At 43.8% G+C, this 12,457-nt stretch carries 10 protein-coding genes; 8 read left to right on the forward strand and 2 right to left on the reverse strand.

Annotated features, from left to right (window positions below; translation table 11 throughout):
• The first annotated feature begins 44 nt into the window (after positions 1-44).
• Positions 45-569 (forward strand): DinB family protein, encoded by a 525-nt coding sequence (locus OB236_RS25495; protein WP_262686448.1) that lies wholly within the window; start codon positions 45-47, stop codon positions 567-569.
• Positions 570-680: 111 nt separating this feature from the next.
• Here OB236_RS25495 and OB236_RS25500 read toward each other — a convergent pair whose 3' ends face one another.
• Positions 681-1,436, reverse strand: coding sequence for an alpha/beta fold hydrolase (locus tag OB236_RS25500; RefSeq protein ID WP_262686449.1), 756 nt, complete (start codon positions 1,434-1,436; stop codon positions 681-683).
• A 114-nt stretch (positions 1,437-1,550) separates the two neighbouring features.
• Here OB236_RS25500 and OB236_RS25505 point away from each other — a divergent pair, with 114 nt between their 5' ends.
• From OB236_RS25505 to OB236_RS25535, 7 genes are all read left to right on the forward strand, one after another.
• The gene (locus OB236_RS25505) at positions 1,551-2,762 is read left to right on the forward strand and encodes a helix-turn-helix domain-containing protein (RefSeq protein WP_262686450.1); all 1,212 of its coding nucleotides are present in this window, start codon (positions 1,551-1,553) and stop codon (positions 2,760-2,762) included.
• 241 nt (positions 2,763-3,003) lie between these two features.
• Complete coding sequence (locus OB236_RS25510) at positions 3,004-4,338, forward strand: ABC transporter substrate-binding protein (RefSeq protein WP_262686452.1); 1,335 nt, start codon at positions 3,004-3,006, stop codon at positions 4,336-4,338.
• A gap of 70 nt (positions 4,339-4,408) precedes the next feature.
• On the forward strand, positions 4,409-5,278 hold the full coding sequence (locus OB236_RS25515) for a carbohydrate ABC transporter permease (protein ID WP_076237915.1): 870 nt from the start codon (positions 4,409-4,411) through the stop codon (positions 5,276-5,278).
• Positions 5,279-5,399: 121 nt separating this feature from the next.
• A complete protein-coding gene (locus OB236_RS25520) occupies positions 5,400-6,185 on the forward strand; it encodes a carbohydrate ABC transporter permease (protein WP_076237920.1) in 786 nt (261 codons plus the stop codon).
• 131 nt (positions 6,186-6,316) lie between these two features.
• On the forward strand, positions 6,317-8,104 hold the full coding sequence (locus OB236_RS25525; protein ID WP_262686453.1) for a cache domain-containing sensor histidine kinase: 1,788 nt from the start codon (positions 6,317-6,319) through the stop codon (positions 8,102-8,104).
• Between the two features lie 253 nt (positions 8,105-8,357).
• Positions 8,358-9,635, forward strand: coding sequence for a BNR repeat-containing protein (locus OB236_RS25530; protein ID WP_262686455.1), 1,278 nt, complete (start codon positions 8,358-8,360; stop codon positions 9,633-9,635).
• A 93-nt stretch (positions 9,636-9,728) separates the two neighbouring features.
• On the forward strand, positions 9,729-10,520 hold the full coding sequence (locus OB236_RS25535) for a response regulator (protein WP_262686456.1): 792 nt from the start codon (positions 9,729-9,731) through the stop codon (positions 10,518-10,520).
• Between the two features lie 150 nt (positions 10,521-10,670).
• Here OB236_RS25535 and OB236_RS25540 read toward each other — a convergent pair whose 3' ends face one another.
• Entirely contained in the window at positions 10,671-12,332 is a 1,662-nt protein-coding gene (locus OB236_RS25540; RefSeq protein ID WP_262686457.1) for an S-layer homology domain-containing protein, read from the reverse strand.
• Positions 12,333-12,457 lie beyond the last annotated feature (125 nt).

Genomic DNA, 12,457 nt, shown 5'->3' on the forward strand with positions numbered 1-12,457 from the left:
TGAAATGATATACTGGGTAAAACCTTTGAGGAGAGGATTCATTCATGTCTATACGGCCTGCTTACGATGAGTATAACGAATATTTTGAGCGGTATGTGAAGTTGGTTCCAGAAGGTAATATCCGAGAGATTCTTACTCAATCCCTCAAGCGTACCACGGATGTTTTTTCAACGATTACGGAGGATCAAGCCAATTACCAATATGCCCCCGGAAAGTGGAAACTAAAAGAAGTACTGGGCCATATTACAGATAACGAACGGATCATGAGCTACCGGCTGCTTCGCATTGCAAGAGGGGACAAAACGCCGTTGTCTGGTTATGATCAGGATGATTTGATGAGCGGTGCTTCCTTCGATACCTGCCCTATGTCAGATCTCTTGGAGGATTACGCGGTTGTACGTCAGGCCACTCTTACTTTGCTCAGGGGGCTGTCTGAGGACGCATGGGCCAGAAGAGGCATTGTTAATGGGAATGAATCCTCCACTAAAGCGTGGGCTTACATTATTGCCGGTCATGAGCTGCATCATATGAACACGGTCAAGGAAAGATATTTAAATCAATCGCTGTGAGTCTTTGAGCAGGCAATAAATCCCCTTCATAGAACTTTACTAAACACGTTCATGAGGGGGATTAAATTAGGTATAACAACTAACGCTGACAGCTTGTTATAGGACAGAAAATTACTTGGTGTTGTATACCATTTTTAACATATCTCTAACTGCATGAACAACTGCTTGTGGTTGATCTATATGGATTGCATGCCCGGCATCTTCAACAATCATATGTTGGGAACGAGTTGACAAATCAGCAAGCTCTTTTTGAAATTTCAACCAAACAGTCATAGATTCCTTCGTATGAAAAGGTTGTAGACCTCCCGTTAACACAATAAGAGGAAGATTTCCAAGAGATTTAACACTACGAACTTGCTCCAGACTTTCTTCGACCTCGTTAAATGAGCCTTCCACAACAAATTGATTATAATAAGCTTCCTGAACTTCTTTTGAAAATAAAGGCGCCATTATTTTATTCTGGTCCTCATGACATGAGTCTAAGAGGATTACTCCTGCAACCTCCTCCGGATATGTACTTGCGAATAATCTTACATTTAGTCCTCCAAATGAATGTCCAACTAATACATATTGAGGTTTTATACCTGCTTTTCTAAGTAAAGCTCGCAGATTTTCGACACTTTGCTGACTATGGCGAGGTCTGTCGTCCTTTTCACTTTTACCAATACCAGCTCTATCATAAGTAAACATTTTTGAGAACTTTGATAGGTCTTCTCGGATTGAATTCCAGTTTTCTAAAGCACAACCATATCCAGAATCAAAAACAAGAGTTGGACCGTCATTGCTTGCCCCTGAAAATTGATAATTAAGCTCGATTTCACCAATATCTAATTTGTTGTCCATTTCATTTCGAGCAGCTTTGCTCATATCCAATCCTCCAAGTTCAATGTAATTGAACTTATCTTAGCATTTACTCATTTCCTTTTCAAGTCAAGTTTAATATAATTGAACTAATCGATTCTAATAAAAGGAATGCTGCAAATGATTGAGCTTGGAAAACGAATACATAAATTAAGATTAGAAAGAGGCATGACACTTGTAGATTTAGCTGGTAATCAAATGACGAAGGGAATGCTAAGCATGATTGAAAATGGTCGTGCGAACCCTTCGATGGAGAGCTTAAAATTTATTGCACGCCAGTTGAACTGTGATCCTCATTATTTATTAGAAAATCATACATCTGATGAGTTGAAATACTTATTTAACCAAGTAGAGGAAGCATTCCACAAAAATAATGATGAGCAGATTACTAACTTGACACGAGGCTTGTTTGATCAGCAGCTTCCAACATCGTTTGAGTCTGCCAGAATATTAGAAATTGGTGGCCGAACGGTTGTTAAGAACGATCAGGAACAAGGAGAAATGTTGATCGAACGAGCAGTGGCAATTTATGAGCAGCTTTCCCTATTTAGTCATTGCGTAACAGCGAAAGTACATGTGGTAGAAAATCGTGCTAAAAAGGGTAATTACGGTGATGCTCTTAGATTGCTGCGAAGTATACAAAAAAAGTATCATGAAAAAGCAGCGGTGATTGACACGGTAGTTGAAGTTGAAGCGAATTACGTTGAAGTGGTCTTGCTCTTCGGGGTAGGTGATTATAAATCAGGAAAGATTAGGTTGAATCATTTAATTGAGCTGTCCAAGAGGAAAAGGGTCTTTTACAAGATGGATGATATTTTTCGAATTGCAGCGTTTCAATCCCTTATTCATAACAATGAAAATGATTATGCTTACTATATAAAGAAGTCTGAGCAGTTTGCTGTTTTTAGCGAAAATGATAGGTCGCTGGCTTTTACGCTGTTGCTTCAAGCTCATTATCACAATCAAACATCAAAGGATTATGAACAAGTCCTTTTTTATTTAAATGAGTTTGCTACCTTGTTGAAGGGTGAGATCGGTAGTGACTATTATTATCTGGAAAAAGGTAAAGCACTTTTAGGAATAGGACAGGTGGAAGACGCTTTAGTAGAATTGGACCAATTCGAAATGCCCACCACAATAAGTTACCCTCTTGAATTATCTATCCTCTACACCGCAGATGCGTATAAGGCTATTTGCCTTTTGCAACTTGGAAGAGTCGAAGAAGCTTCGATCTGCGCGGCAAGGGCAGCTAGTAATATAGGCCCGCTCCCAAGAACGCCGTATCAAGAGTTTATAAATAATACCTTGGATATGGTTAATAAAAGTCTCTAAAATAAGCTCAATTTCATTATATAGGTTAAACACAGCTCCTGTTCCCGAAGTGGGATTCAGGAGTCTTTTTGTCGATCCTCGGCTTCATTATTAGTGTATAAATAACGAAATCGTTCTATTGACGCAAATAGTTCCAAGAGATTGTTCTACAATTCCAGAGAAACTGTTCATTATCAGGCTGCTGTTGTGAATGCTATAGTTGATTTGTGGAAACAACCATAATAGGTCCGGAGGGGTTTCAATGAAAAAAAATCACACAATCAGCATGATCGCTGCCATAGCGGCATGTATGGTCGCAGCAACAGGCTGTTCGACAGGGATGGATAATTCAGGGGGAGCATCCAATACAGCAGCACCAGCTGCAAATACTGCGACTGCCAAGAAAGAAAAAATCACCTTAACGATGTGGGGCGGCGTACCCGCAGAGTCTGGCCCACAAGGCGTAGTAGACGCATGGAATGCCAAAAATTCCGATGTTCAGGTCAAATATGAGCGGTACGTTAACGATGACGCAGGTAATATGAAGCTGGATACGGCTTTGGCGACCGAGCAGGATGTAGATTTGTTTGTTAACTACTCACAGACACAGCTGCAGCGGCGGATTGATGCCGGATTTACTCAAGATCTTGGCACTTACACGGACTACAATATTGAAGAAAAGATTCAAGGTTCCAGCGAATGGAAAATAAATGGTAAATATTATGCCATGCCGACCAGTAAAAGTCATTACTTTGTATGGTTCAACAAGGACCTGCTTGATCAGGCTGGCCTCAAGGTGCCGACCGAATGGACTTGGGCCGAGATGAGCGCCTACGCGGACAAGCTGAAAAGCGATAAGCGATATGGTCTTGTACAGCACACGGAACCGCTGCCGGATCCGCTGGACTCTGTTTCGGTCAAGTATGGGTATACAAAGCCGGATGGTTCCTCCAATATGGACCATGCCTTGTACGGCAAATGGCTGGAAACGATGAAAGCCATGATGGCCGATGGCCGTGCGACACCTCCATATGCTGAGCAAATAACTTCAAAAATGCCAGTGGATACCGTCTTCCTGAAGGGTGAAGCTGCAATGCTGAATGCGGGTACCTGGATATTCCGCAGCTCGAATAATATGAAGGATAACCCGAGAACATTCAAAGTCGCTTTTGCGCCAGTACCTCGATTAACGGACAATGCAGCAGAATTCATCTCGCGTGGAGGTACCGGAGATTCGATATCGATCAATGCCAAATCCAAAAATAAGGAAGCAGCATGGACCTTCCTTAAGTGGTATGCAGACGGAGGTATGCTTCCGATGGTACCTGGAGGACGTTTCCCGGCTTCCAAATCAGTAAATCAGGATGAGGTAATGAAGCTGCTGCTTGGAGATAATGCGGCAACGTATGATCAGGAGTCGTTAAAGAGGGTTTTATTCAACGACGTTCCGAAATATGCACGTTCGCTTCCGAAGCAGGTCTTGGATTTACGTCAAGAGGAATATGAGAAGTTTTTCACAGGGAAGCAGGATGTGAAGGGTACACTGGATTCCATAGCCAGAAGACATAATGATTATATCAAACAAACAAAAAAATAATCGAATGAAGCGAGGGGGGAGCAGCGACTCTTCCCTCGACATTCACTCATGACGGATTGGGGTGGAATCAATGGGAAGTAAGCAGCGATGGGTCGGATATGCATTTATTTTGCCTAACCTGATTGGGGTGCTTCTATTCTTTATCATACCGGCTATATTCTCTGCGGTTCTGATGTTTACGGATTGGCAATTTACGAGCAAGACGTATCACTTTATAGGATTGGATAATATCAAGCGTTTATTTCATGATGAACTGTTTTATCTCTCGCTGAAAAACACGATTTTTTTCCTTATTAGTGTGCCGATCTCCGTCATATTAGCTTTTGTGGTTGCCGTTGTTCTCAATCGTTCCGTATATATGAAATCACTGCTTCGCGCGCTCTATTTCATGCCGTATATTACGAGCGGTGTGGCGGTGGCGTTCGTATGGATGCTGTTATTTCAGCCGAAGCAAGGTCCCATCAATATGATGCTAATGAAATTGGGCTTCGATCACCCGCCAGGCTGGTTAACTTCACCGGATACCGTTATGATCGCGATCGACATCATTTGGATTTGGTTTATGCTTGGCTATAACATGATCATTTATTTGGCAGCACTTCAGGAGATTTCACCGGAATTGTTGGAAGCAGCCAAAATAGACGGCGCTTCGGTTAGACAAAGCGTGTTCAGCATTATGCTGCCGCTCGTAAGTCCTACCACCTTCATGCTTGTGGTTACGGGATTAATTATGACGATCAAAACCTTTGGCATTATAGAAGCATTGACTCAGGGCGGACCGGGTAATGGCTCGCTGATCTTATCCTTATACGTCTATAAAACCGCGTTCCGTTATTATGAAATGGGTTATGCCTCCACAGTGTCCTGGGCCTTATTTGCAGTGATTCTGGTCATTACGGGCGTTCAATGGTTTGGCCAAAAGAAATGGGTACATTATTAAGGAGGCTCGTCTGATCATGAATTCCAAGGCTGATTACTCTATTCCACGACGCAGCCCGGTGCTTGCCACAAATCGAAGATCCACCCTCCGGGGTTTGCAAAAAGGATTGCTCACACTCGTGATGGCTGCTTTTGCTATCATTATGGTGCTGCCCTTTATATGGATGATTTCGACATCCTTCAAAACACCTGCAGCTGTGTTCGAATATCCGATTCAGTGGATTCCTACACACCTGGTATGGGAGCATCATATCAAGGTATGGACGGGAACCAACAGCTTTGTACCGTACTATCTCAATTCCTTAAAGGTTGCATTGATCAGCATGACGGGGGCGACACTGCTCTCGGCACTGGCAGCCTATGGTTTCACGAAAGTGGAATTTAAAGGAAGAGATTCGTTGTTCATGCTGTATCTGGCGATGATGATGATTCCACCTCAGGTGCTGTTTGTTCCCAAATTTATTATGTTTAAATGGATGGGTATCTTCAATACACATTGGGCGCTCATTTTACCGGGTATGATTACGATATTTGGGGTTTTTATGATGAGGCAGTTTTTTATCTCGATCCCCAAGGATATTTCCGAATCGGCGTTTATTGATGGGGCCGGACATTTCAAGATTTTTACACGTATTATGCTTCCCTTGTCGAAGCCTGCGCTCGCTACTCTGGCGGTAATCGATTTTTCCTGGCACTGGAACGATTTTGAAAATGCGCTCGTTTTTATTATTAAACGCGAATTGTACACGGTGCCGCTTGGTTTGCAAAATTTCATTCTCGAATTTAACGTCGATTATAACGGGATGATGGCCGCGGCTGCAGCTGGCATACTGCCGATGCTGGTTGTGTTTTTAATCGGTCAACGATTTATTATTGAAGGTTTATCCAGTACCGCTGTAAAAGGATAACGAGATTCAGATGCAGGAACAGGCCTTCTTGAAGGGGGCTTGTTTTTCTCGATTCCTGGAGTGATCGGACATGCTATAATAGCTTGTGATACAAATGTAAGTCGGTTGAATTTCAGGAAGGGGTTGATTCCGTGTCGAGCAAGCTGTTTGCCTTATTTCCCAAAACGCTCAAGAATCGCCTGTTTCTGGCATTCGTTATGTTGATACTGCTTCCCTATGCTTTTTTGAATGTTTACAATTTCAATAGTGTTGAAGGGGTTTTGAGAAAGCAGACCGCCGATCAAAGCCTGGAGCAGATGACTACGCTGCAGAAGTCATTGGAGGATCTGCTGAACGTTGTGTACAAAACCGTAACGCTGATAGAGCAGGATGTGTTGGTAACCTCGATCCTTCGTGAACCTAATGAGCATGACAGTCTGCGAAGGGTATATATGATTGATACCAAATTCAAGTCGATCATTAACAGTCTGTTTATTAGCCTGTCGCCGGTTTATTATACATTGTTGGATGGTTCCGGTAACGTCTATGCCTCCTATACACCGAATGAGAGCTTGTCCTATAGCCAATTGACGCAGGAGCCCTGGTATACCGCAATCTTGCAGCAGCCTTATCGTTACGTCTGGAACTGGGACAAGAATTACGTAAGCCGTGATTTGTCACGAAGCCCTCAGCTGCTTACTTATTCAACACCCCTGCGGGATAGAGACGGAACCCGATATGCTGTTATGCGGGCAAGTGTTGACGTATATGAGTGGTTTCGTGCAGCTACCCAATTTAATGAAGAGACGTATTTGCTGCTGGAATCGGATGGAACGATACTTGCTGATAGCAAGAGCGGGAGAATCGAGAAGACGGAGAGGCTTGCTGGAGGCCATAAGCTGGATCATAAAGGCTATTACGTGGAGGGTGAGTACTTACATATTTATACGGAGCTGCCCCGAATCAATAAATACATGATGAAGCGTGTGCAGATGAATCAGATTTATGCTGAAGTAGATCGTCTGAAGAAGTCGTTTTTTACTGCATCGATCACGTTTACGTTGGCCTTTATTACGATAACATTGCTGATTGCGTCTACGATCACCAAACCACTGCACAATTTACAGCGCAAGATGGCCAATGCAGTAGACAATAGATTTCGAGTCCAGCTGCCTGAATCCAAATACCAGGGGGAAATCCTGCAGCTAACCCGTACCTTCAATCAGATGATGGCAGATATGGAGCAATTGATCCAGCGACTTAAGGAAGAGGAACGGAACAAAGAAGCGGTCAGGTTCCAAATGCTGCTTTCGCAAACGAATCCGCATTTCTTGTTAAATACACTCAATACGGTTAAATGGTTGGCATTGGTTGAGAATCAGCCGGATATCGCCGAGATTTGTGTATCCTTGGGGAAATTACTTGAGGCAGGCTTAAATTCAGAGCGCGAATTGATTTATTTGAAGGATGAGCTTGGTCTGGTGGAGTCGTATATTTATATCCAAAATTTTCGTTACAAGCAGTTGTTTGATGTGCAATACGAGGTGGAGCCAGGTCTGGAATATGCACTGCTGCCCAAGCTAAGCCTACAGCCACTTGTTGAAAATAGTATTCAGCATGGCTTTATGGAAAGGGAGCAGAAGGGACTTATTACAATTAGAGCGTATGGAAAAGAAGGAAAGTTGTACCTTGAGGTTGAGGATAATGGATCAGGATCAGCTGGGAAGCCTACAAGCAAAACGATTAAATCGGATCGCCAACGAGGGGGTATCGGGATCAGCAATCTGAAAGAAAGACTGGCGCTGTTATTTAAAAGTAACGCAGGTCTTGAAATGGTTGTATTGGAGCAGGGAACTCGGGTACGCTTTTATTTTCCGCTTCTGATTTCCGAGCCGTATGTTGACGAGCGCAATCTGCCTGTCCAAGCTGATGAAAGATAAACGGAGCATTGTGGAAAATGTTCTATCTGATCCTACAATACTATGGAATCACGGGATATTGTTCTATAACCAGACGAATTTGACACTTAACCCGTTTATTTCTCCTGTGATACGATGAGTTTGCAATCAGCTATGTGGAATCTATTTTGTAGAAGACTAGCATGCAAACGCTTTTATCGTAAATCCAGGAGGTGAGTACACCCGTATTTGGTAGAAGTATAGGCTTCTTACTAAACAAGTGGAGGTATGAACAATGAAATGGTTAACATTAGGTAAAAAGCTCGTGGTTACTGCTACTCTAATGACCCTGCTGTTGCCGGCAAGTATAGGCAGCGCCGCGGCGGTATTAACGGAAGTCCCTTACTCGATTGATTCCAGCAACCAGGCCGGCTGGTGGACACCACTGGATACTTATGTCACGGGAAACGAATATGCGTATATGGCCTACAATGCACCAGGCAGCACAGCAGGCACACATAAAATTAATATTGCCAGAAGAGATAATTCAGGAAGCTGGACGAATATTCCGGTAATGAACGGAACCACGGCTGCTGAGTACAGCGATGATATTGGGCATAATCAACCATCTATGGCCAGAGACGGCAGCGGCAGATTCCACGTATTTGGTTCTATGCATACGAACACCTGGCGATATTTTCGTTCGGATTCAGTAGGCGGTAGTCCTCAATATCATTCACCGGATATGCCGGACTCGACGCTCAAGGTCACCTACCCCGTATTGACGACAGCACCGAATGGTGATTTGTATTTGATGGTTCGGGGAAGTGATGATGCCAATACGCGTCGTAACGGAGTCTTGTACCGCTGGAACAACAGTGCCAGTACATGGGGGAAAGTGGCTGTCATCGCATCAGCAGCGAACAGATCGGTATATCCGGATGATCTGGTCTTTGACTCCAACGGAGATCTGCATATTTTGTTCGAATGGTCGAACTTTCCTTCCAGTGGACTGCGTCATGAGCTATCCTATTTAAAATACAGTCCTTCAACAGGAATCTTCTCCAAGGCAAATGGATCGGCAGTAACCCTTCCTGTAACGAATGCAACGGTTGATATTATTCAACCATTAACTGGCAGCGAAATTTACGTTGCAGACTCAGGGGTTCCGGACGGGCCCGGCGTACAGAGCGCAAAGCTGGCGGTGGATTCATCAAACAGTCCCAAGGTTGCTTACCGATATCGGGAAAGCGGAAGCTCGATTTTCTCCGTGAAGTATGGCTACGTGAGCAGTGGTGCATGGAATGTTCAAACGGTATATGATACCAGTCAAACGAAAGCTGCTATTGATATAACCTGGACAGGATCGGATAAAAGAGTATATTATGTAACCGATACGGGTACCGATAGAGCTTTCATGGCAGTCAATACGAGCGGATCGACCTGGACTTCAACATCGATTGCTCCCGGGAAGCCCATTGAACGGCTGGCTGTAGAGCGGAATGCTAACGGGATCGATATATTGTACCTGGTAGATATCAAGAATTTAAAATTGTACTACGGCAAAAATTAATAGCCTGTGAATCGTGCGGATTGTTGACCGTGCTGCGGAACTTACGGATCAGGCGTACGCGGCTATAGTACACAAAATCAGGAGGTGAGGAACATGTGGACCGTATTGCTGGTGGAGGATGAGGTGTTCGTTCGAGAATCGGTCAGGCGGATTGTGGATTGGCAAAGTCTTGGCTTTAATGTGATCGGCGAAGCCGGGAACGGTGAAGAAGCACTGGGCTTTATTGAGCAGCATCTGCCTGATTTGATCATCTGTGATATTCTTATGCCCAAAATGAATGGTGTGGAACTGCTGCAGCGGGTAAGAGAACTGGAGATCGGCAGTCGGTTTATTATGCTGTCCTGCCTCAGTGATTTTGATTATGTGCGGAAAGCGTTAGAGTATGGCGCTTCCAATTATATACTTAAGCTGTCCATGAATGTTCAGTCGTTGATGGATGCGCTCGTCAAGGTTGAGGTGGAGTTAAGCAAGCAGCAGGCTTCCGGACTGTCGATACCCCCTTCACGGATAGATACACAGCAGCAGGCTGACACCGGGCACCGTGAGGTGGATAAGCTGATCTCGTACATGAAAGAAAATTTTCGCAGCATGATTTCATTAAGGATGCTGGCTGAGCACGTTTCTATGGATGAGAAATATATCAGCACCTTGTTTAAGAAAAAAACAGGAAGCAACGTGATTCAATTTCTTCATCAGCTTCGAATCGATGAGGCTAGACGTCTGCTGGAGCAGTCCAACATGACGATTTCGGAAATCGGCACGCAGGTCGGGTATGAGAACGATAATTATTTTATTAAAATTTTCAAGCGGTTTACTGCTCTGACGCCGAACGGCTATCGAAGCCGTACTCGTCTTAGAGGAGAAGTACCATCAGTGAAGGGTTAAAGGAATGAATAATAGCACAAAATAAAGAAGCACTCAGCGAGGCTGGGAGCTTCTTTATTTTTGTATACAAACGGGTTAGATAGATCAGAGCGACATTTCTTGAAGTGTGCATTATGCTATTTTGGAAGATAGCTTTGATTCAGTCCTTTGTTACTGGTTACTGCGAACAGTCACATCCGTGTAGGCTCTATTCCCGTTAGGCAGGATAGCTACCAAAGTAAAACGGGTTACATTGCCGGTAACAAGCACATTTCCAGCCGTATCAACTGTGACTGTACCCACACTTCCATTGCTCGGATTTCCGACAATATCCTCCGGATTGAAAAATGTGTTAAGTGCAAAGTTATAGTTTTGAGCTTCATTCTGCTCGTATTCAATGCCATAATTGTCGGTAATCTTTAAATCCATTTTATCATAAGCGTTAAACAGACCATAATAGACTCCTCCGGTTACCGTTGCAGTATGGGTATAGGAGGATTTTCTGGCTTCAATTTTTTGTCCTGCCACGGCATCAGTTTTGACCTGAACGGAAACGGCTGTTTGTTTATTTTCTCCGTTCTGGGTTGAGTAAATGATGTTTACCGTAGCTGTACCCGCTTTGTTACCAAGAATATATCCTTTATGATCGGATGAAACAGCAGCCTTGACTATGGAAGGATCGGAAGAAGTGATTGATTGAATAATGCCGGGTATTGCTATTTGTTCACCGGATGAATTGGTTGCATTCATCGTAATTTTTTTGGCAAATTTACTGGACACAGGGTTTTCTGCATCGGCTTTTGTTGTATACCCGGACAAGCCTGTTGCTGCCTGCGTTATTCCGCTGTCAATAACATTACTCAGATCATATGAGCCTGTAATCTCATAGTTCAACGTACCTGATGCTGTTGACGAACCGATTGCAAGTGTACTGGATACGGTCCGAATGGATGAAAGACCGTCACCACTTAACGTTATAATATAAGAGCCGGGACTCAAAACGGTATTAGACAATTTTAGTGCTGCTGTTTTTTTATCAAGTGACCAGCTTACGGTCTTGGACAGCTCCGCACCTTCCTTGTTAATCGACCACAGTGCAAGGTCTGTATCGACTGGCTGATCCAGAGTAACGACAATTGATTGGTCGCCGGATGCTTTGGATGAGAGGATGGCTGGACCTTGTGACTGATTTTGACCCTGACCTTGACCCTGAGTAGGAGTCTTGGCCGCGTTGAATGCCTGGGAAGAACCATAGGCACCGACAACCAGATCAGAACGCGTCGCTATTGCGCTGCCAACCTTATCGCCAGGATGAATGCTTAATGAAGTGGCTTGGTTGACAGCATCCGTGTACCATGGAGATGATGACGTATTGACGGTTTTGCCAAGACCTTTGACAAGGACAGTATCTAATTGTCCAATGGTTACATTCTCGCCTGGGGCAAAGGTGGTGTCTGTCATGCCATCAATGAGTCCTGCTTTTTTAGCGGCTTCAATGTAAGGAATAGCCCAACCATTGGCAGCGTCACTGACACGAACATCTGCGAAGCTGGAGGTTTGGTTGGTTAAATCTATTGGAAGTTCGAAGATTAATGAAGCGACTTTGGCAAATTGGGCTCTGGTCATATTTTGGGTGATACCAAAGCTGTCGCTAGATACGCCTTCGAATACTTGCTTGGCCAGAAGCGCGTCAATTTTGGATTTTAGTGCACTATCCACATTCGTCAGATCCTTGTAATCGGCTGTAGTTTTTAAAGTGTCAGCCATTGCTGTGGAAGCCATAATCGATAAGGCTAGAGTAGCAGCGGCGATCATAGAAATCTTTTTTTTCATTAGGGCCATACCTCCAAATTTGTTGTCCATTCAAGTATAACTATTTAGTTAGTATAATTATAGATTAGTCTTAGTATAGAATATACAGGGAATGGTTTCAAATTTAAGGAATGTCGGTATGTCAT

The sequence above is a fragment of the Paenibacillus baimaensis genome (assembly GCF_025567575.1).

Excerpts from the sequence above, each read along its gene's own strand:
- OB236_RS25495 (WP_262686448.1), top strand. The coding sequence starts at position 45 with ATGTCTATACGGCCTGCTTACGATGAGTATAACGAATATTTTGAGCGG.
- OB236_RS25500 (WP_262686449.1), bottom strand. The coding sequence starts at position 1,436 with ATGAGCAAAGCTGCTCGAAATGAAATGGACAACAAATTAGATATTGGT.
- OB236_RS25505 (WP_262686450.1), top strand. The coding sequence starts at position 1,551 with ATGATTGAGCTTGGAAAACGAATACATAAATTAAGATTAGAAAGAGGC.
- OB236_RS25510 (WP_262686452.1), top strand. The coding sequence starts at position 3,004 with ATGAAAAAAAATCACACAATCAGCATGATCGCTGCCATAGCGGCATGT.
- OB236_RS25515 (WP_076237915.1), top strand. The coding sequence starts at position 4,409 with ATGGGAAGTAAGCAGCGATGGGTCGGATATGCATTTATTTTGCCTAAC.
- OB236_RS25520 (WP_076237920.1), top strand. The coding sequence starts at position 5,400 with ATGGCTGCTTTTGCTATCATTATGGTGCTGCCCTTTATATGGATGATT.
- OB236_RS25530 (WP_262686455.1), top strand. The coding sequence starts at position 8,358 with ATGAAATGGTTAACATTAGGTAAAAAGCTCGTGGTTACTGCTACTCTA.
- OB236_RS25535 (WP_262686456.1), top strand. The coding sequence starts at position 9,729 with ATGTGGACCGTATTGCTGGTGGAGGATGAGGTGTTCGTTCGAGAATCG.
- OB236_RS25540 (WP_262686457.1), bottom strand. The coding sequence starts at position 12,332 with ATGAAAAAAAAGATTTCTATGATCGCCGCTGCTACTCTAGCCTTATCG.